At 71.9% G+C, this 18,674-nt stretch carries 17 protein-coding genes and 1 pseudogene; 14 read left to right on the top strand and 4 right to left on the bottom strand.

The genetic code is table 11. The features are described 5' to 3' along the window. The first annotated feature begins 15 nt into the window (after window positions 1–15). From ACFY6U_RS47225 to ACFY6U_RS47170, 12 genes and pseudogenes are all read left to right on the top strand, one after another. Complete coding sequence (locus ACFY6U_RS47225) at window positions 16–858, top strand: tryptophan 2,3-dioxygenase family protein (protein ID WP_390048626.1); 843 nt, start codon at window positions 16–18, stop codon at window positions 856–858. After that, window positions 851–2,086, top strand: a complete 1,236-nt coding sequence (gene kynU, locus ACFY6U_RS47220; protein WP_390048625.1) for a kynureninase — start codon at window positions 851–853, stop codon at window positions 2,084–2,086. The genes ACFY6U_RS47225 and kynU overlap by 8 nt, the downstream gene beginning before the upstream one ends. Before the next feature lie 175 nt (window positions 2,087–2,261). Beyond that, window positions 2,262–3,137 carry an alpha/beta hydrolase gene (locus ACFY6U_RS47215; RefSeq protein ID WP_390048623.1) on the top strand — a complete coding sequence of 292 codons (876 nt, stop codon included), beginning with the start codon at window positions 2,262–2,264 and terminating at the stop codon, window positions 3,135–3,137. Between the two features lie 153 nt (window positions 3,138–3,290). Further along, the gene (locus ACFY6U_RS47210) at window positions 3,291–4,307 is read left to right on the top strand and encodes an alpha/beta hydrolase (protein ID WP_390048621.1); all 1,017 of its coding nucleotides are present in this window, start codon (window positions 3,291–3,293) and stop codon (window positions 4,305–4,307) included. A 28-nt stretch (window positions 4,308–4,335) separates the two neighbouring features. After that, window positions 4,336–5,517 carry an acyltransferase gene (locus ACFY6U_RS47205; RefSeq protein ID WP_390048777.1) on the top strand — a complete coding sequence of 394 codons (1,182 nt, stop codon included), beginning with the start codon at window positions 4,336–4,338 and terminating at the stop codon, window positions 5,515–5,517. After that, window positions 5,510–6,931 (top strand): sensor histidine kinase, encoded by a 1,422-nt coding sequence (locus ACFY6U_RS47200; protein WP_390048619.1) that lies wholly within the window; start codon window positions 5,510–5,512, stop codon window positions 6,929–6,931. The genes ACFY6U_RS47205 and ACFY6U_RS47200 overlap by 8 nt, the downstream gene beginning before the upstream one ends. After that, a complete protein-coding gene (locus ACFY6U_RS47195; RefSeq protein ID WP_390048617.1) occupies window positions 6,928–7,614 on the top strand; it encodes a response regulator in 687 nt (228 codons plus the stop codon). Before ACFY6U_RS47200 ends, ACFY6U_RS47195 begins: the two co-directional genes overlap by 4 nt. 108 nt (window positions 7,615–7,722) lie before the next feature. Further along, window positions 7,723–9,090 carry a sensor histidine kinase gene (locus ACFY6U_RS47190; protein ID WP_390048615.1) on the top strand — a complete coding sequence of 456 codons (1,368 nt, stop codon included), beginning with the start codon at window positions 7,723–7,725 and terminating at the stop codon, window positions 9,088–9,090. Next, a complete protein-coding gene (locus ACFY6U_RS47185; RefSeq protein WP_390048613.1) occupies window positions 9,087–9,761 on the top strand; it encodes a response regulator in 675 nt (224 codons plus the stop codon). The genes ACFY6U_RS47190 and ACFY6U_RS47185 overlap by 4 nt, the downstream gene beginning before the upstream one ends. Before the next feature lie 241 nt (window positions 9,762–10,002). Beyond that, complete coding sequence (locus ACFY6U_RS47180) at window positions 10,003–10,854, top strand: MHYT domain-containing protein (protein ID WP_390048611.1); 852 nt, start codon at window positions 10,003–10,005, stop codon at window positions 10,852–10,854. A gap of 383 nt (window positions 10,855–11,237) precedes the next feature. After that, window positions 11,238–11,609, top strand: a pseudogene (locus ACFY6U_RS47175) (Scr1 family TA system antitoxin-like transcriptional regulator); the annotation flags it as partial. Between the two features lie 244 nt (window positions 11,610–11,853). Beyond that, window positions 11,854–12,051 carry a DUF397 domain-containing protein gene (locus tag ACFY6U_RS47170; RefSeq protein WP_390048609.1) on the top strand — a complete coding sequence of 66 codons (198 nt, stop codon included), beginning with the start codon at window positions 11,854–11,856 and terminating at the stop codon, window positions 12,049–12,051. Between the two features lie 33 nt (window positions 12,052–12,084). Here the strand turns inward: ACFY6U_RS47170 and ACFY6U_RS47165 are convergent, their stop codons facing one another. Both ACFY6U_RS47165 and ACFY6U_RS47160 read right to left on the bottom strand, forming a co-directional pair. After that, entirely contained in the window at window positions 12,085–13,329 is a 1,245-nt protein-coding gene (locus tag ACFY6U_RS47165; RefSeq protein ID WP_390048607.1) for an MFS transporter, read from the bottom strand. A 12-nt stretch (window positions 13,330–13,341) separates the two neighbouring features. Beyond that, window positions 13,342–14,082: a GntR family transcriptional regulator gene (locus ACFY6U_RS47160; RefSeq protein ID WP_390048605.1), complete on the bottom strand. Its 741-nt coding sequence runs from the start codon at window positions 14,080–14,082 to the stop codon at window positions 13,342–13,344. 143 nt (window positions 14,083–14,225) lie between these two features. On the opposite strand from ACFY6U_RS47160, the gene ACFY6U_RS47155 reads away from it, so the two are divergent. Beyond that, window positions 14,226–15,431: a cytochrome P450 gene (locus ACFY6U_RS47155; protein ID WP_390048603.1), complete on the top strand. Its 1,206-nt coding sequence runs from the start codon at window positions 14,226–14,228 to the stop codon at window positions 15,429–15,431. An 87-nt stretch (window positions 15,432–15,518) separates the two neighbouring features. Further along, window positions 15,519–16,121: a Uma2 family endonuclease gene (locus ACFY6U_RS47150; RefSeq protein WP_390048602.1), complete on the top strand. Its 603-nt coding sequence runs from the start codon at window positions 15,519–15,521 to the stop codon at window positions 16,119–16,121. A gap of 10 nt (window positions 16,122–16,131) precedes the next feature. Here the strand turns inward: ACFY6U_RS47150 and ACFY6U_RS47145 are convergent, their stop codons facing one another. Both ACFY6U_RS47145 and ACFY6U_RS47140 read right to left on the bottom strand, forming a co-directional pair. Further along, complete coding sequence (locus ACFY6U_RS47145; protein ID WP_390048600.1) at window positions 16,132–17,703, bottom strand: ABC transporter permease; 1,572 nt, start codon at window positions 17,701–17,703, stop codon at window positions 16,132–16,134. Then, window positions 17,700–18,602, bottom strand: a complete 903-nt coding sequence (locus ACFY6U_RS47140; protein WP_390048599.1) for an ATP-binding cassette domain-containing protein — start codon at window positions 18,600–18,602, stop codon at window positions 17,700–17,702. Before ACFY6U_RS47140 ends, ACFY6U_RS47145 begins: the two co-directional genes overlap by 4 nt. Window positions 18,603–18,674: the final 72 nt, after the last annotated feature.

Genomic DNA, 18,674 nt, shown 5'->3' with positions numbered 1-18,674 from the left:
CAACAGGAGACAGCGATGTCCCATGAGGCTCTCGAAACGAACGAGCCCGAGACCCCGCATCTCGACTTCGCCGGCACGACGCCGTACGAGGACTACGTCAAGGCGGACGTGCTCACCCACCTCCAGCACACCCTCTCCGACGATCCCGGAGAGATGGTCTTCCTGGTCACGACCCAGGTGATGGAGCTGTGGTTCACCGTCATCGTCCACGAGTGGGAGACGGCCGCGGCGGCGCTGCGCGGTGACGACATCCCCACCGCGATCGCCGCGCTGAAGCGTTCCACCCGCGAGCTGGAGGCGCTGAACGCCTCCTGGAAGCCGCTCGGCCAGCTCACCCCGGCGCAGTTCAACTCCTACCGTTCCGCCCTCGGCGAGGGCTCCGGCTTCCAGTCGGCGATGTACCGGCGGATGGAGTTCCTGCTCGGCGAGAAGTCCGCGTCCATGCTCGTCCCGCACCGCGGCGCGCCGCGTGTGCACGCGGAACTGGAGAAGGCGCTGCACGAGCCGAGTCTGTACGACGAGGTGGTGCGGCTGCTGGGGCGGCGGGGGTATCCGATCCCGGAGGCGGTACTGGTGGAACGTGACATATCACTGCCCTATACACCTTCCCCCGCCGTCGAGGCCGCCTGGACCGCCGTCTACTCCGGCGCCGAGGACGCCGACCTCGCCCGCCTGGGTGAGGCGCTGACCGACGTGGCCGAGCTCGTCTGGCGCTGGCGCAACGACCACCTGGTCGCCACCCGCCGCGCGATGGGCGCCAAGGCCGGCACCGGCGGCTCGGCCGGGGTCGCCTGGCTGGAGAAGCGCGCCCGCAAGAACGTGTTCCCGGAGCTGTGGACGGCGAGGTCCCATGTCTGAGCGGGCCCTGAGGGCGGAGAAGCTGGACGCCGAGGACGAGCTGGCCGGGGTGCGCGCGCGTTTCGTCCTGGACACGGTGTCCGATCATGCGGCTGACGCCGCGGGCGTCTACCTGGACGGCAATTCGCTGGGCGCTCTGCCCGCGCACGTCCCCGGCCGCGTCGAGGACGTCGTCCGGCGACAGTGGGGCGAGCTGCGGATCCGGTCCTGGGACGAGAGCGGCTGGTGGACGGCGCCGGAGCGGATCGGCGACCGGATCGCCCCGCTGGTCGGCGCGGCGGCCGGCCAGATCGTGGTCGGCGACTCGACGAGTGTCAACGTCTTCAAGGCACTTGTGGGCGCGGTACGGCTGGCGGGGGAGGGCCGCGACGAGATCCTGGTCGACGCGACGACCTTCCCCACGGACGGCTACATCGCCGAGTCGGCGGCCCGGCTGACGGGCTGCACCCTGCGCCCGCTCACCCCCGCCGAGGTCCCGGCGGCGCTCGGCGACCGTACCGCCGCGGTACTGCTCAACCACGTCGACTACCGCACCGGGCGCCTCCACGACCTGCCCTCCCTCACCGCCGCGATCCACGCGGCCGGGGCCGTGTCCGTCTGGGACCTGTGCCACAGCGCGGGCGCGCTGCCGGTGGGCCTCGACGAGCACGGCGTCGACCTGGCCGTCGGCTGCACCTACAAGTACCTGAACGGCGGCCCGGGCTCACCGGCGTACCTGTATGTACGAAGGGAGGTGCAGGACCGCTTCGACTCGCCGCTTCCCGGCTGGACCTCGCACGCCGAGCCCTTCGGGATGCGCCCGGCGTACGAACCGGCGGCGGGGGCGGTACGCGGTCGCGTCGGCACCCCGGACATCCTCTCCATGCTCGCGCTGGAGGCGGCGCTGGAGGTGTGGGAGGGGGTGCCGGTGGCGGCCGTACGGGCCAAGTCCCTTGCACTGACGGACTTCTTCCTGGAGTGCGTCGAGGCGTACGTCCCGGCGGGCCGCGTCGAGTGCGTGACCCCACTGGCCCACGAGGAGCGCGGCAGCCAGATCGCGCTGCGCTGTCCCGACGCCGGGGACGTGATGAAACGGCTGATCGAGCGGGGCGTGGTCGGCGACTTCCGGCACCCCGACGTGCTCCGCTTCGGCTTCACCCCGCTGTACGTCGGCTTCGCGGACACGGAGCGGGCGGCTCGGGTGCTGGCGGAGGTGCTGGGGGAGGCGTCGGGAACGGCCGTCGCCTAGCGACATGGCGACATAGTCATCCCCGGCCAGGGACCGGGACGGTACAGAACCGAGCAATCCTCACCGTGCGTGACATCCGCGTGTCCCCGCACGTCACGGGCCTGATACCGTCCCGGCCAACGGCCGACATCCCCCCTGGTCCGCCAACATCATTACGCCGCTGAGAGGTTGGAGCATGCCGGACGACGACGCAGCAGCCCGGGCCGCCGCCGAGGAGGAGTCGGCCTTCTCGCACCCGCACGTCGCGCCCGACGCCACGGCCGCCTACGGCGACCATCCCGACCAGGTGATCGACTTCTACGCCCCGCGCACCGAGGAGCCGCTGGCCCCGCTGGTGGTGGTCCTGCACGGGGGCGCGTGGCGTGCGCCGTACGACCGTGGCCACATCACCCCGTTCGCCGACTACCTGGCCCGGCGCGGTTTCGCGGTGGCCAACGTCGAGTACCGGCGCGGCGCGACGCTCCCCGCGCAGGGCGGCACGGCCCCGGTGGCGGGCCGCTGGCCGGACACCTTCGACGACGTGGCGGCGGCACTGGACGCCCTGCCGGCCCTGGTCCGCGAGGCGGTACCGCGGGCGGACCTGCGCCGTACGGTCCTCACCGGCCACTCGGCGGGCGGCCACCTGGCGCTGTGGGCGGCGGCACGGCACGTCCTCCCGGCGGACGCCGCGTGGCGCACCTCCGGCCCGGCGCCGCTGCGGGGTGTGGTGGCCCTGGCCCCGATCGCGGACTTCGCGATGGCCGAGAAGCTGGACGTCTGCGGCAACGCGGCCCTGCAACTCCTCGGCGGCGACGAGAAGTTCGCCGACCGTCAGCCGTACGCGGACCCCGCGCTCCTGCTCCCGACCGGCATCGCGACCACCCTGGTCCAGGGCCGCACGGACGTGGTCGTCCCGCAGGCGGTCGCCGAGTCCTACGCGGACGCGGCGGCCAAGGCGGGCGAGGTGGTGGGCCTGACGCTCCTGGAGGAGGTCGGCCACTTCCCCCTCATCGACCCGGCGGCGGACGCCTGCGCGGTGGTGGCGGAGGAGATCGCCCAACTGGCCTGGTGAGAGTGCGTCCCTGAGGTTTCCCCCACATACCCGTAGTACCTGAGAGCTACCTCCCAGGTGAGCTCCCGGGCGGGACGCGAACGACACGGTCCGTTCCGTAATTTCCCGATCAGAGCAGCCCGATGGCCGGGCGACTGAACGGGGGGGCCGACCATGACGGCGGTGACGGGGGAGCGGCAGAGGCCGGGTCCGGGGCACTGGCGGGGGAGGCTGCGCCGCACCCTGCTCGCCACCCTCCTCACCGTCGCCGTGGTGCTCCCCCTCTCCGCGGCCGTCCGGCCCCGGATCCCCGCCCCGCCGCCCGCCGCGCTCCCTGCCCGCCTCACTCCGGCCGCCCTCGCCACCGCCTACGACGCCAACCGTGAGAACGCCGCCGAGGCCGCCCGTATGGCCGCCGCCCACGGCGATTCCTCCCGAGCCGCCGCCGACCGCGTCCTCGCCTCCCCCGCCCGGCACCTGCTCCGTTTCGACGCCCGAGGCGACGGCCAGGTCACCGAGGTCCTCGGCGACCTGCCGCACGCGACGCGCGTCGCCGTCCTGGTCCCCGGCTCGGACACCACCCTCGACACCTTCGCCCGCTTCCACGCGGCCGCCGAGTCCCTGTACCGGCGCCTGGCCCACGAGGCGCCCGGCGGCACCCGCACCGCGGTCGTCGCCTGGCTCGGCTACCGGGCCCCCGCCACGATCAGCACCACGGTCCTCACCACGGCGCGGGCCGGCCAAGCGGCCCCGCACCTGCGCACGTTCCTCCGCGAACTGCGCACCCTCACCGCTCCCGAGCCGGCGGCCGTGGCCCTCCTGTGCCACTCCTACGGCACGGTGGTCTGCGCCCGCGCCGCCCCCGGCCTCACCGGCCTCGGCGTCACCGACATCGCCCTGGTCGGCAGCCCCGGCACCGGCGCCGACTCGGCCGCGGCCCTGCGCACCTCCGCCCGCGTCTGGGCGGCCCGGGGAGCGGACGACTGGATAGCCGAGGTCCCGCACGTCAGCGCCGACCTCTTCGGCACGACCGTCGGCTTCGGCACCGACCCCGTCTCCCCGGCCTTCGGTGCCCGCGTCTTCGCGGCGGGCCCCGGCGGCCACAGCGACTACTTCACCCCGGGCTCGGCCTCCCTGGCCAACCTCACCCGGATCGTCCTCGGCGAGACAACGGAGGTCACCCGTGCGTAAGCCGCCGACACCCCGCCTCCCCGACCGCATACGAGACCGCGTACGCCACCTCGCCCACCGCATCGACATCGCCACCCCACCCGGCCGGGACCGCTCCGTGGACGCCCTGCGCGCGTTCGCCGTGCTCGGTGTGGTCCTGGGCCACTGGCTGGTCACGGCGCTGGTGGCGGACGGCGGCGAGCTGCACACCAGCAGCCCCCTCCAGCACCTGCCGTGGCTTGCTCCGGTCTCCTGGCTCTTCCAGACCCTCGCCGTGTTCTTCCTGGTCGGCGGCCACGTCGCCACGCGCAGCCACGCCACGGCCCAGGCTCAGGGCACCCCCTACCACCGCTGGCTGACGTCCCGTCTGTCCAGGCTCTTCAAGCCGGTCGCCGCGCTCCTCACCCTCTGGACGATCGCGACCACCGCCCTGCTCCTGTCCGGCACCGACCTCACCACCGTCCGCACGCTCGCCAAACTGGCCCTGTCTCCCCTCTGGTTCCTGCTGGTCTTCGCGGCGCTGACGGCGGCGACTCCGCTCGTCACCCGGCTCAACCCCCTGTGGCCGCTGGCCGTCGTCCTCCATGTGGACCTTCTCCGTTTCGGCCTCGGCGCCCCGCCCGCCGTCGGCTGGCTGAACCTGGCGGCCGGCTGGCTGGTGCCGTACTCCCTGGGCGCCGCCTGGACCCGCGGCGAACTGGACCGTCCGCGCGCCGGCTGGGTCCTGCTCGTCGGCGGTACGGCGGCGACGGCCGGCCTCGTCGCGTGGGCGCACTACCCGGCGTCGATGGTCGGCGTCCCCGGCGCCGCCGTCTCCAACCTCGACCCGCCCACCCTGGCCGCCGTCACCTTCGGGCTGGCCCAGTGCGGCCTGGCCCTGCTGCTGCGCGAGCGGTTGCGTCACGCGATGCGCCGCCCCCTCGCCTGGGCCGTGGTGGCCTTCGTGAACCTGTCCGCGATGACGATCTTCCTCTGGCACCAGACGGCCATGATGGCGACCACGGCCGTCGGCCTGCTGTTCGGCCCCCTCCCCGGACTCCACACACCCCCCGACCACCTCGGCTGGGTCGCGGCCCGCCTGCTCTGGCTCCCGGCCTTCGCCCTGGCCCTCGGTCTGTGCTGGGCGGCGTTCCACGTGTACGAGCGCGGCCGCCCCCGGACCCGCTCGCGCCTCGTCCGGACCCACCCCGCCTCCGATCGGGCGACCCCGACGGGAGCCCGTCATGTCTAGGCTGATCGCCGTGACGGAGACGGGGACCCGGCGGCCGGAGTGGATCGGGATCGGCCGCGTGCTGCGCTGGCTGCGGATACTCCGCGACGACCTGTGCACCGTCCGACCGGACCCGCTGCCCCCTTCCGTGTGGTTGCGCTGGCTGCCGCACGGCGTGCTGTGTGTGGCGGCGATCGGCATCACGATCGGTGGCGTGGCGCAGTTCCAGCACAACGGGCATCTGGGTGCCGGTCTCGCCACGCTGCTGGGGTTCGCCGCGGGCGGCGCCGTGCTCCTCGCGATGTGGCGGCCCGTCCTGGCCTGGTGGCTGTCGACAGGGTCCATGCTGGTGGCCGCTCTCACGCTGCACGGCCGGCTGGGCACGACACCGGTGGTCCTGTTCACGTGGCCCTGGACCGTGGCCGGGATGATCGCACAGCTGCTGGTCCTGCTGCTGCTCGCACTGCGGGTCCGGGTGCGGGTGACGGTCGAGGCGCTGGCCGTGACCGTGCTGGTCACCTGGCTCCTCGACGGCGTCTGGGGTGCGCCGCCGCACCAGTCCACCTCGGTGGTGACCGTCGTCCTGTCCGTGATCGTCGTGGCGCTCGGCACGGCGCTGCGCGGCCGCCGCGAGGCGCGCGCGGAGCTCGGGCGGCAGGCCTCGCTCACCGAGGAGGAGCGGTCCCGGCGCACCCTGCTGGAGGAGCGCAGCCGGATCGCGCGCGAGCTGCATGACGTGGTCGCCCACCACATGTCGGTCATCTCCATCCAGGCGCAGGTCGCCCCGCACCTGGTGGAGAACCCGCCGGACGAGCTGCGCGAGAACCTCGAAGGCATTCGGCACAACGCGCTGGAGGCGCTGGCCGAACTGCGCCGGGTGCTGGGCGTCCTGCGCTCGGAGAGCCCCGACGAGGACGCGCCCGAGGACCCCGGCACCGGCCCGCACAGCCCGCAGCCCACCCTGGACCGGCTGGACGCGCTGGTCGAGAACACCAGGGCGGCCGGTCTGACCGTCACCACCCGGATCACCGGCGAGCGGCGCCCGATGCAGTCGGGCGTGGAGCTGTCGGCGTACCGGATCGTGCAGGAGGCGCTGAGCAACGTGCTGCGGCACGCGCCCGGGGCGAGCGCCCATGTCGAGATCGAGTACATGGCCTACGGACTCCTGCTGTCCGTCGCGAACTCCCGGCCGACCCGGCCCGCGCCGCCGTCGCCGGGCGCCGGGCACGGACTGCTCGGCATGCGGGAGCGGGCCGTGATGCTCGGCGGGTCGCTGACTGCGGGCCCCCGGGAGGGCGGCGGCTACCGGATCTTCGCGGAGCTCCCGGCCACCGCTCCCGGCGCCGGACTGGTACCCCGCCGCACCGCGGGACCCACCGCGGAATCCACCACGGGTACCATCCGTGCCCTCGACCCGAAGGACGACCGCGCATGACGAGCAGCACCGGCAGCCCCATCCGGGTGGTCATCGCCGACGACCAGCAGATGGTCCGGCAGGGCTTCACCGTGCTGCTGAACGCCCAGCCCGGCATCGAGGTGGTCGGCCAGGCGGTGGACGGTCTGGACGCGGTGGCCAAGGTCGCCGAACTCGCTCCGGACGTCGTCCTCATGGACATCCGCATGCCCGAACTGGGCGGCATCGAGGCCACCCGCCGGATCGTCGGCGAACGCCCGCACATCAAGGTGCTGGTGCTCACCACCTTCGACCTGGACGAGTACGTGTACGAGGCGTTGCGCTCCGGCGCGTCCGGGTTCCTGCTCAAGGACGCGTCCGCGGACAAACTGGCGGAGGCAGTGCGGGTGGTGGCGGCCGGCGACGCGCTGCTGGCGCCCGGCATCACCCGGCGGCTGATCACCCAGTTCTCCCAGCTGGACGGGGGCGGGGTACGCGCCCCGCTGAAGGAGCGGGTCGCGGATCTGACCGAGCGCGAGACGGAGGTCCTCACGCTGATCGCGCAGGGCCTGTCGAACGCGGAGATCGCCGAGCGGCTGGTCGTCGCCGAGCAGACCGTGAAGACGCACGTGGGCCGCATCCTGGTGAAGCTGGGGCTCAGGGACCGCACCCAGGCGGCGGTCTTCGCGTACGAGTCCGGGCTGGTACGGCCCTCCGGTTACTGACCGGCCTCCGGCTGCTCCTCGCCGTACCCGTAGTACCTGAGAGGGACGCCCGAGGACCCGCCTCACTGGTGACGACGGCTACCCCCGCCTCCGCCTACGGTCGTGTACGTGACCGAGACGACCCCTTCGCAGCCGATGCCGCCACAGCCGCCGGACGGCGCGTTCGAACCGTACAAGCCGCGCAGCCCGGAGGTCCGGGCGGTGCTGGACGCCCTGGGCAGGTTGCGGCAGGACCTGTTCAAGGACGCCTTCGCCTACCGGCCGTTGCCGCCGCTGAGCACCGAGCGGCCGTTCGCCCGCCGGCTGCCCGGCCCGCTGCGCGAGTACGCGCAATGGACCACGCATCTGGCGGTGGCCGCGGCCGGCGTGCTGGCGCTGCTGGTGTCCCTCGTGGACCGGCAGTCGCTGGGGCCCGCCATGGCCCTGCTGTCCGGGCTGCTCGTCCTGGCACCGGTGCTGCTCACGCTGGCGCGTCCGGTCGCCGCCTTCTGGCTGTCCCTCGTCGTGACCTGGATCGGCGCCGTGCTGTCCAACGCGTGGGACGAATGGCCGTGGCAGCCGGCCAACTTCCTCTCCCACCTGGTGGTGCTCACGGTCGTCGCGATCCGCACCCGTCCACGCACGGCGGCCTGGATGTGGGCGATCACCGCGTTCTACGGTTTCGTGTGCGTCTCGGCCCTGGGCGGGGGCCACTACGACAACGACGTCGGCTCGATGCTGGTCGTCTCCGCGATAGTCCTGCTGGCCGTCACCGTCCGGCAGATCCGCAGGGAGGCCGAGCAGACGGTGACCGCGCAGCAGACGCAGACGGCACACGAGCGTTCCCGGCGCACGCTCCTCGAAGAGCGCACCACGATCGCCCGCGAACTGCACGACGTGGTCGCCCACCACATGTCCGTCGTCGCCATCCAGGCGGAAGCCGCCCCCTACCGGGTGGAGAACCCGCCGCCGGAGCTGGAGAAGGCGTTCGTCACGATCCGGGAGAACGCGGTGGCGGCCCTCACCGAACTGCGCCGGGTGCTGGGCGTGGTCCGCGCCGAGGACTACGAGGTGCCGGACGCCCCGCAGCCCACCCTCGCCGACCTGGACGCGCTGCTCGACAACGTGCGGGAGGCGGGACTGGCCGTCGACAAGGGCGTGACCGGCGCGGTGCGTGAACTCCCGCAGGGCGTGGAGCTGTCGGCGTACCGGATCGTCCAGGAGGCGCTGAGCAACACCCTGCGCCATGCGCCGGGAGCGGGCGCACGCGTCGAGATCGGCTATGTCATCGGAGGCCTGGGCCTGCGCATAGTCAACGGGCCGCCGCCGCGGCCCGCCCTCGTCAAACCGTCCCCGGGCGCCGGCCACGGCATCACCGGCATGCGGGAGCGGGTCTCCATGCTGAACGGCGAGATGACGGCGGCCCCGACGTCCGAGGGAGGCTACGAGGTGACGGTCTTCCTCCCTGTCGCCACCACCCGTGAAGGTGACGCATGACCGACCGCACCATCCGTGTACTGATCGCCGACGACCAGATGATGGTGCGCGAGGGATTCTCGGTCCTGCTGAACGCGATGCCGGACATCGAGGTCGTAGGCGAGGCGGTCAACGGCCGCGAGGCGGTGGCCAAGGTCGCCGAACTCACCCCGGACGTGGTCCTGATGGACATCCGCATGCCCGAGCTGAACGGCATCGAGGCGACCCGCGAGATCGTCGCCGCCGACACCACGGCCAAGGTCCTCGTCCTGACCACCTTCGACCTCGACGAGTACGTCTACCAGGCCCTGCGCGCCGGAGCCTCCGGCTTCCTCCTCAAGGACGCCTCGGCCCGCCAACTGGCCGAAGGCGTGCGGGTGGTGGCGTCGGGCGAGGCCCTCCTCGCCCCCTCGGTCACCAAACGCCTGATCACCGAGTTCTCCAAACTCTCCGACCCCCCGCGCCTGATGCCCGCGGCCCACGCCGCCTACGGCGACCTCACCGACCGCGAGACCGAGGTCCTGGTCCTCATCGCCCAGGGCCTGTCCAACGCGGAGATGGCCGAGCGGCTGGTGGTGGCCGAGTCGACCGTGAAGACACACGTCAGCCGGATCCTGGTGAAGCTGGGACTCAGGGACCGCACCCAGGCGGCGGTGTTCGCCTACGAGGCACGGCTGGTGACGCCGAGGTAGCGGGCCGACGGGGCGGCGCACATGCCATGCGCACGGTCGTTGTTGCGATTCGATCGCGGGCGGTACAGGTGTGGATACGGTGCGCTCAAGTTGTGTTTGAATGGTGAAGGAATCGGCCAGGTGGCTGATTCCGGCCATCCCCGTCCCCGCGTGCCTTCTCCTGACCGACTCCCGTTTTCCCCGGCGGGAGTCGTCGCCGTCCCCTGCTCCGTCCCCGTTTCGCGTGAAGAAAGTTGCCGCGATGACCGCTGACGTGTCCGAGTTCCACTATGGCCTGGTCACCCCGATAGCCGCCTACCTCATGGCATGCCTGGGCGCCGTGCTGGCCCTGCGTTGCACGACCCGCTCGATCGGCCGCGGACGCGGGGAGAAACGATTCGGCTGGCTCGCTCTGGGCGCGGTGTCCCTCGGTTGTGGCATCTGGACCATGCACTTCATCGCGATGATCGGTTTCAGTGTGGACGGCGCGCTGGTCAGCTACGACGCCGGCCGGACGGTGCTGAGCCTCGTCGTCTGCATCGCGGTGGTCGCCGTCGGCGTCTTCCTGGTCGGCTACCGGGGTTCGCGTGCGGTCACCCTGGGTGCCGCGGGCGTCCTCACCGGTCTCGGCGTGGCGGCGATGCACTACCTCGGCATGACCGCGGTGAACACCGGCGGCACCGTGCACTACGACACCGCGGTCGTCGTCCTCTCCGTGGTGATCGCCGTGGTCGCCGCGACCGCCGCGCTCTGGGCGGCGGTGTCGATCAGCACGGTCTGGGCGACCCTCGGCGCCAGCCTGGTGATGGGCGCGGCCGTCTCGACCATGCACTACACCGGCATGTCCGCGGTGAGCGTCCACGTCGCCCAGGCACAGGCGGGCGGCCAGTCCTCGACGAGCCTGCTCGCCTTCCTCCTGGTCATGCTGGCCGGCCCGGTGGCGGCTCTGATCCTGGCCGCGGCGATCGTCATGTTCGACCCGGAGCTGGTGGGCGGCCAACGCGACTGGACCGCCCCGGAAACCCCGGCCCCTGCCTTCCCCACGCCTCAGCAGCAGCCCTGGCCCCCCACCGACCGCCCGCAGCCCCTGGCGGACCGGCGCTACACGTCCTGACCCCGTTCGGTCATGCCGCGCCGCGCCCCCGGTCGTCACGCGGGAGATCCCGAGCACCTTGCCCTGCGGGATGCCCGGGGCGAGGGAGTTCCCGAGAGACGGTAAGCGGACAGGGCACCTGGCCTGCCCAAAGGCTGTCCGGGTGGGCCGTTCGGCGGACGAGGTCCCACCCGGACGGACGGCTGGTCCTCGCCGGGGACGCCGGGCCGAGCCCGTGGTCGAGGTGAGCCGGTGCCTTCGGCCAGCAGGTCCTCCGCCGTGCGCGCCTGGACCGCCCGCTGCGCCCAGCTCTCAAGCTGCTAGGGGTGAGTGCCAAACGGGTGCGCCGCCTCGCCGCCAACTACGCCTGTACGGACGAGCCCTTGGTCGAGGCACTGGTCGCGATGGCGACCGATCGCACACGCGGCTGGTGGGAGGAGTACCGGGACGTCCTTCCCCAGGCATTCCTGGACGGAGCCGAGGTCGAGCACCATGCGGCGTACCTGCGCGAGGTCGTGATCCAGTACGTCCCGGGGCTGCTGCAGACCGCCGAGTACGCCCGTTCGGTCTTCGGCTACACGAATCCGGGCCTGTCCGAGGAGGAGGTGGCCCTCAGGGCGGAGCACCGCATGCGGCGCCGCGCTGTCATCGAGCGGGACAACCCGGCCCCGTACGAGACGATCGTCCACGAGTTCGGCCTACGGGTGCACGTGTCCGACCGCCAGGCGTCGTTGACTCAACTCCGCTTCATCCTGGACAAGATCGAGGCGGGGCAGGCGACTGTGCGTGTCATCCCCGTCGAGCGCGAACACTTCGCCGGAGCCGGGGCCTCGATGCTTACTTGGGAGGCCCGGTGCGCCAGTTGGACACGGCGCTTCGGGATGCCCCCACAGGCGTGCGGTACATCGATGAGCAGCCACGGCTGGAACAGCTACGTACGCTCTTCCGTAGGGTGCAGTCGGCGTCGCTGGATCCCGCCCCGTCGCGTGACTTCATCCACCGACTGGTCAAGGAGCTGTGATGAACTGGCGCAAGTCCTCCTACTCGGGCGGGGGCGACGGCGACGCCTGCGTCGAAATCGCCACCACGGTCACCCGAATAGCCGTCCGCGACTCCAAAGCCCCCACCCGCGCCACCCTCTCCTTCCCCGCAGCCTCCTTCACCGCCTTTGTCGATCACCTCAAGTCGGGTGACAGCAGCCGTAGCCCGCAAACGTGACAGGCCTGCCCGCCACCACTGCCCACATCCCGATCACCCCCTTCTGGGCCGCGCGAAGCGGGCGCGTGGGGAGCGTGGCCGAGACAGGACGTTCGGCAGGGCGCTCAGCGTCATGCCGGCCGCACCGATCCCCAGCGTGGCCGTCGGTCCGAAGAGCGAGCCCGAGGTGCCGCCGAGCAGGGCGCCCAGGGGGATGCCGCCCCAAGAGACGAAGCGGGCCGTTGCGTTCATCCGCCCCAGCAGCCGGTCCGGTGTGAGCGCCTGCTGGAGGCTCGACTGGGCCACCACACGGATGACGCCGCCCAGGGAGAGGGCCGCGAGGCCGACGGCGGCGATGTACAGACTGCAACCCGGCTGCGCCAACGGCATCAGCGCGGTCGGCGGGCAAGTGAGCAGCGGTGCAAGCCAGATGACCGGGCCTTGACCCAACCACTCCGATGCCTTCGCCGCCAGCAGCGCGCCCAGCAGGGCCCCGCACCCCATCCCCGACAGGATGAGGCCGATCCCGAAGGATTTCAGGCCGATTGCCCTCTCCAGGTAGACCAGCAGCATGGTCTGGTACATCACCAGGGAGAGGTTGAACATCGCGTCCCCCAGGATGATCGCGCGCAGGATGGGATGAGCGATGACAAAGGCCAGGCCCTCCTTGATCTCCCGGGCCAGTCGCGGGTGTTCGCCGGCCTCCGGCCCCAGCCTCTCCTCCTGCCGGCGGATACCGGTTGCCAGCAAGCCCGACAGTGCCATCCCTACCGAACTCGCCAGCAGCGTCGCGGGGGCGCCGACCCCGCCCACCAGTGGTCCGGCCAGCGCCGGTCCGCTGATACTCGTCACGGATCGGATCGCCGAGAGTTTCGCGTTCCCCTCGACGAGATGGTCCCGGCCGACCAGGTGGGGGAGAAAGCTGGTGTATGCGACATCGAAGAAGACGGTCAGTACGCCGTGGAGCAGCGCGACGGCGTAGAGCCAGCCGAGGGTGAGGACGCCTGCCCACCAGGCCACCGGCACCGTCAGGAGGACGAGCGCTCGGGCGAGATCGGTGCTGATCATCACGGAGCGCTTTCGCATGCGGTCCACCCAGGCGCCTGCCGGAAGGCCGACCAGGAGCGAGCCCGCCGTGGTCATCGCGGTCAGCACGCCGACCTGGAACTCGTCGGCGTGCAGGGCAGCGATCGCGACCAGGGGGAGGGCGAGAAAGAGGATGCGGTCGCCGAGCTGGCCGAGGGCGGTGGCGGCGAAGAGACGGCCGAAGTCGGGCTCGCGTAAGAGGTGGTGACTCATCTGCTGCCGTTCCTACCGTTCCACCGCGAACTCGTAGACGACCTCTCGGCGGATGTCGGGAATGACGATGTCCGCGGTTTCGACCGGGCGGCCGTCGCGGTCGTGGATGGTCCGCTCGATGTGGAGGATGAGGTCGCCGGCGCCGATTCCCAGCAGGTTCGCCTGCGCCTGAGTGGCCCGGTCCGGGCGGGGAAGCTCGATCACGGTTTCGACGTGCACGCCGATGGACCGCATGCGCTCGACCACGCCCTTTCCCGCGAGCGGCCCTCGCTCGGGCAGCATGATCGGGGTTCCGCCAGTGAGGGCCAACGGCTCCCAGGAGGAGGAGAGCTGGACGGGCCGGCCATCGGCGAGGAACTCGTAGTGCGTGTGGACGCAAGGGTCTGCGGGGGCGATGGCGAGCCGCTCGGCGATCTCCGGAGGAGCGGGGACCCGTACCTCGCTGTGCGCGTCCCAGGCCCCGGCCCGGCCCCGCTCGGTCAGGGCGGCCAGGGAGCGTTCGCGGCGCCGGGAGCGGACCATGCGCAGACGCTCACGGGGCGTACGGACGTACGTCCCCGACCCCGCCCGCCCCTCCAGTAGCCCCTCCACGATCAGCAGATCCACGGCCCGCTGCATGACATTGCGCCCCACCCCGTACTCCCCGGCGAGTCGTGCCCGGGACGGCAGCCGCTGTCCGGTCGCCCACTCTCCCGCGATGATCCGCTTACGCAACGCGTCGGCGGCGGCCAGATAAGGGGCCTCTCGGGGCATCTGCCATTCTCCGTTCCACGGGTCCGGGCGGACTTCGCAAGCTACTGCTACCGCCGAGAGCTACTGGAGCAGCACTACGCTCCGTCGGACGCTCGCCCCTACACCCCTGGTCAGGAAGGGGACCGGCGGTCTAACGTCCGTCCATGGCAGCCTTCGACCCCTGGGACCCGGACTTCCTGGCCGACCCGTACCCCTCCTACGCCGAGCTCCGCGCCCAGGGCCGGGTGCAGTACTTCGAGCCCACGAACCAGTGGCTGGTTCCGCACCACGCGGACGTGTCCGCGCTGCTGCGGGACCGGCGGCTCGGGCGGACGTACCAGCACCGGTTCACGCACGAGGAGTTCGGGCGGAGTGCGCCCGCGCCGGAGCACGAGCCGTTCCACACGCTCAACGACCACGGCATGCTCGACCTCGAACCGCCGGACCACACCCGCATCCGGCGCCTGGTGTCGAAGGCGTTCACCCCGCGCACGGTCGAGCGGCTGAAGCCGTACGTCACCCGGCTCGCCGGTGAGCTCGTCGACGGGCTGGTGGCGAAGGGCGGCGGCGACCTGCTCACCGATGTCGCCGAGCCGCTCCCCGTCGCCGTCATCGCCGAGATGCTGGGCATCCCCGAGGCGGACCGCGCCCCGCTGCGCCCCTGGTCGGCCGACATCTGCGGGATGTACGAGCTGAACCCGTCCGAGGACACGGCCGCGAAGGCGGTCCGGGCCTCCGTCGAGTTCTCCGACTACCTGCGGGAGCTGATCGCCGAGCGGCGCAAGGAGCCCGGCGACGACCTGATCTCCGGTCTCATCGAGGCGCACGACGAGGGCGACCGGCTCACCGAGCAGGAGATGATCTCCACCGCCGTGCTGCTCCTCAACGCCGGTCACGAGGCGACCGTCAACGCCACGGTCAACGGCTGGTACGCCCTCTTCCGCAACCCCGCCCAGCTCGCCGCCCTGCGCGCCGACCACTCCCTGGTCCCCACCGCGATCGAGGAGCTGATGCGCTACGACACCCCGCTCCAGCTCTTCGAACGCTGGGTGCTGGACGAGATCGAGATCGAGGGGACGACCGTCCCGCGGGGCGCTGAGATCGCCATGCTCTTCGGCTCCGCCAACCACGACCCGGCGGTGTTCCAGGCCCCCGACCGCCTCGACCTCACCCGCCGCGACAACCCGCACATCTCCTTCAGCGCCGGCATCCACTACTGCATCGGCGCCCCGCTGGCCCGCATCGAACTGGCCGCGTCCATGACGGCCCTGCTGGAACGGGCGCCGAAGCTGCGCCTGGCGGCGGAGCCGGAGCGGAAGCCGAACTTCGTGATCCGGGGGCTGGAGGGGCTGGGTGTGGAGGTGGGGTGATCACCCGTTCGGATGATCAGTGCTGATCTGCCCGAGAGATCGCCAGGTGCCCTGCCAGGCTGGCCACGACCTGAGAGGGGGTGCACCATGACCGTTATGGCAGAGCGCGCTTTGCAGTTGCCCCAGATGTCGGTGGAGGAGTTCGAGAAGATCGCCGCGTTCGCGGCCAAGGAGACCGACGACGCCGTCAGGTTGGAGTTCATCAACGGGCGGATCGGGGTCAAGAGGGTGGCCGATGGCGACCACAACACCATTGTCGTGTGGCTGAGCAAGCGCTGCATGCGTGCGAGGCCCGATCTTGACCTGTATCAGGGCCAAGGGCTGAAGGTGGAGAAGTACCGCGGGGGCCGGGCGCGTCCCGACGCGGTACTCGTGCCCGAGGACCACTTCGCCGGGCATGGCGAGTGGGCCGATCCCGACGGGGTGCTCCTGGTGTTCGAGGTGACGTCGTACGACTCCGACACCGACCGCCTTGACCGTCATGAGAAGCCGGTTGCCTACGGTGCCGCAGGCATCCCGTTCTACCTGCTGATCGACCGGGACGCCTGCACGGCCAAGCTCTACAGTGATCCGGAGCCGGATGTCGGCTACGGCAACTGCCGCACCGTACCCTTCGGCGTCGCACTCGTCCTCCCCGAACCCCTCGGCATCGAACTCGACACCGAGAGGCTCAAGGAGTACGTCGACTGAGCGGCTGCTGTCAGCCGGTCAGATCCCGCCTCCTCAGCCCCGCCAGCCCCACCCCCACCAGCACCACCGCCAGCCCGGTCAGGGTAGCCACCGGACCCCATGCCATCCCGCCGCCCGGCAGCTTCGGCAGGTGGCCGAAGGGGGAGAGGTCGAGGACGAGTCGGGGGGCGTCGAGCGCCGGGCCCACCCAGCCGATCAGGAGGGCAGCCACCGCCACGCCCCAGGAGGCGGGGGCGCAGAAGCGGGGCGCGACGCCGTACAGCAGCACCGCCACCCCGCCGATCACCCACACCGCCGGGAGCTGGACCAGGCAGGCGCCGAGGATCGGGCCCACCTGCCTGCCGTAGCCGACGGCGAAGCCCAGGCCCGCGAGGAGCATGATCAGGGCGGCGCCGGCGAAGGCGATCGTGAGGTGGCCGGCCGCCCAGCGCAGGCGGCTCACGGGGCCGGCGAGGAGGGGTTCGGCGCGGCCCGAGGTCTCCTCGCCGTTCAGGCGGAGGACCGACGCGACGACGTACAGTGCGGCGACCAGCCCCAGCATCCCGACCATCGAGGCGAGGAACGCGTCCGTCAGCCCGCTCTGGCCGCCCATCCGCTCGAAGATCTCCCGGGCGTTGTCGTTGTCGCCGACCAGGTCGGCCGCGCCCTCCGTGAGGCCGCCGTAGACCACGCCGGCCAGGAAGAAGCCGAGCGACCAGCCGAGCACACCGCCCCGCTGCAGCCGCCAGGCGAGCGCGGCGGCGGAGCCGAGGCGGCCTTCGGCCGGGCCGGGGCGGGCCGGGAAGAAGCTCATGCCGAGGTCCCGGCGCCCGGCCAGTACATACGCCGCGCAGCCTTGCAGCAGCACCGCCGCCGCGAAGAGCAGGAACACCCACCAGCGTTCGGCGGCGAACGGGCGCAGGTTCTCCAGCCAGCCGAGCGGGGAGAGCCACGTCCACGGCGACGAGCCGTCGCTGCTCGCCGAGTCGCCCGCGGCGCGCAGCACGAAGGCCCCGCCCAGCACCGCCGACGTCAGGCCCCTCGCCAGGCGGGCGCTCTCCGTGAGCTGGGCGACGATCGCCGCCATGGTGGCGAAGACCATGCCGGTCGCGCCCAGGCCGAGGCCGAAGGAGAGGGCACCCGCCGTGCCCTGACCCGCCAGGCCCGCGGTGATGAGCAGGGCGAGCACGGCGTTCGCGACCGCCGCCGCCAGCAGGGCCGCGGTCAGGGACGCCCGGCGGCCCACCGCGCCCGACGCCACGAGTTCGGCGCGGCCGGTCTCCTCCTCGTCACGGGTGTGCCGTACGACGACGAGCAGGCTGGTCACGGCCGCGAGGAGCCCGGCGTACACGCCCACCCGCCATGCCGTCAGGCCGCCGAGCGAGGTGTCGTGGAGCGGGCCGATCAGGGCGCGGTAGGCGGCGTTGGTCTGCAACTGGCGGCCCAGGTCGGTGCGTTCGGCGTCCGTGCCGTACAGGCTCTTCAGGGTGTTCGGCATGGAGAGGACCATCAGCGCGTTCACCGCGATCCACACCGGGGTGGTCACGCGGTCGCGGCGGAGCGCGAAGCGCAGCAGGGTGCCGGTGCCGGCGAGGGTGCTCATCGGGCGACCGCCTCGTCCTCGGCCTGGTAGTGGCGCAGGAAGAGTTCCTCCAGGGTCGGGGGAGTGGAGGTGAGGGAGCGGACACCGGTCCCGGCGAGGGAACGGAGGACGGCGGTGAGCTGGTCGGAGTCCACCTGGAGGCGGATCCGGTGGCCCTGGACGTCGAGACCGTGGACGCCGGGGAGGTGCGCCAACCCGTTGGGGGGACCGGCGAGTTCGGCGGTCACGCTGGTGCGGGTGAGGTGGCGCAGGTCGGCGAGGGAGCCGGACTCGACGGTCCGGCCGGCCCGGATGATGCTGACGCGGTCGCAGAGTTCCTCGACCTCGCTGAGGATGTGCGAGGAGAGCAGGACCGTACGGCCCCGGTCCCGTTCCTCCTCTACGCAGCGCTGGAAGACCTCCTCCATCAGGGGGTCGAGGCCGGAGGTCGGTTCGTCGAGGATCAGCAGGTCGACGTCGGAGGCGAAGGCGGCCACCAGGGCGACCTTCTGCCGGTTGCCCTTGGAGTACGTCCGGCCCTTTTTCGTCGGGTCGAGTTCGAAGCGGTCGAGCAGGTCGGCGCGGCGGGCCCTGTCCAGGCCTCCGTGCAGGCGGCCGTAGAGGTCGATGACCTCGCCGCCGGAGAGGTTGCGCCAGAGGGTCACGTCGCCGGGGACGTAGGCGATCCGGCGGTGCACCTGCACGGCGTCCTTCCAGGGGTCGCGGCCGAGGATCTGGGCGGCGCCCGAGTCGGCGCGCAGCAGGCCGAGCAGGACCCGGATCGTGGTCGACTTCCCTGCGCCGTTGGGGCCGAGGAAGCCGTGCACCTCACCGGCCTCGACGGCCAGGTCGAGGCCGTCCAGGGCGTGGGTGCGGCCGAAGGACTTGTGGAGCCCGGCGACCGTGATTGCCTGCGTCATGGTTCAGAACGTACGCCGTCTTCAGAAAATTGTGAAGTTAAGGAAGTGTGGAAACTCCCGCTAGGCTGGTGA

The organism is Streptomyces sp. NPDC013157, from assembly GCF_042899865.1.
In the GTDB taxonomy this organism is placed as follows: Bacteria; Actinomycetota; Actinomycetes; order Streptomycetales; family Streptomycetaceae; genus Streptomyces.
The sequence above is the reverse complement of the archived record's forward strand: the minus strand, read 5'-3'. Positions and strand labels throughout refer to the sequence as shown.

Coding starts and splice junctions, on each gene's coding strand:
- ACFY6U_RS47170 (WP_390048609.1), top strand. CDS start 11,854: ATGAACTGGCGCAAGTCCTCCTACTCGGGCGGGGGCGACGGCGACGCC.
- ACFY6U_RS47210 (WP_390048621.1), top strand. CDS start 3,291: ATGACGGCGGTGACGGGGGAGCGGCAGAGGCCGGGTCCGGGGCACTGG.
- kynU (WP_390048625.1), top strand. CDS start 851: ATGTCTGAGCGGGCCCTGAGGGCGGAGAAGCTGGACGCCGAGGACGAG.
- ACFY6U_RS47200 (WP_390048619.1), top strand. CDS start 5,510: ATGTCTAGGCTGATCGCCGTGACGGAGACGGGGACCCGGCGGCCGGAG.
- ACFY6U_RS47145 (WP_390048600.1), bottom strand. CDS start 17,703: ATGAGCACCCTCGCCGGCACCGGCACCCTGCTGCGCTTCGCGCTCCGC.
- ACFY6U_RS47140 (WP_390048599.1), bottom strand. CDS start 18,602: ATGACGCAGGCAATCACGGTCGCCGGGCTCCACAAGTCCTTCGGCCGC.
- ACFY6U_RS47215 (WP_390048623.1), top strand. CDS start 2,262: ATGCCGGACGACGACGCAGCAGCCCGGGCCGCCGCCGAGGAGGAGTCG.
- ACFY6U_RS47195 (WP_390048617.1), top strand. CDS start 6,928: ATGACGAGCAGCACCGGCAGCCCCATCCGGGTGGTCATCGCCGACGAC.
- ACFY6U_RS47150 (WP_390048602.1), top strand. CDS start 15,519: ATGACCGTTATGGCAGAGCGCGCTTTGCAGTTGCCCCAGATGTCGGTG.
- ACFY6U_RS47180 (WP_390048611.1), top strand. CDS start 10,003: ATGACCGCTGACGTGTCCGAGTTCCACTATGGCCTGGTCACCCCGATA.
- ACFY6U_RS47225 (WP_390048626.1), top strand. CDS start 16: ATGTCCCATGAGGCTCTCGAAACGAACGAGCCCGAGACCCCGCATCTC.
- ACFY6U_RS47155 (WP_390048603.1), top strand. CDS start 14,226: ATGGCAGCCTTCGACCCCTGGGACCCGGACTTCCTGGCCGACCCGTAC.
- ACFY6U_RS47185 (WP_390048613.1), top strand. CDS start 9,087: ATGACCGACCGCACCATCCGTGTACTGATCGCCGACGACCAGATGATG.
- ACFY6U_RS47160 (WP_390048605.1), bottom strand. CDS start 14,082: ATGCCCCGAGAGGCCCCTTATCTGGCCGCCGCCGACGCGTTGCGTAAG.
- ACFY6U_RS47165 (WP_390048607.1), bottom strand. CDS start 13,329: ATGAGTCACCACCTCTTACGCGAGCCCGACTTCGGCCGTCTCTTCGCC.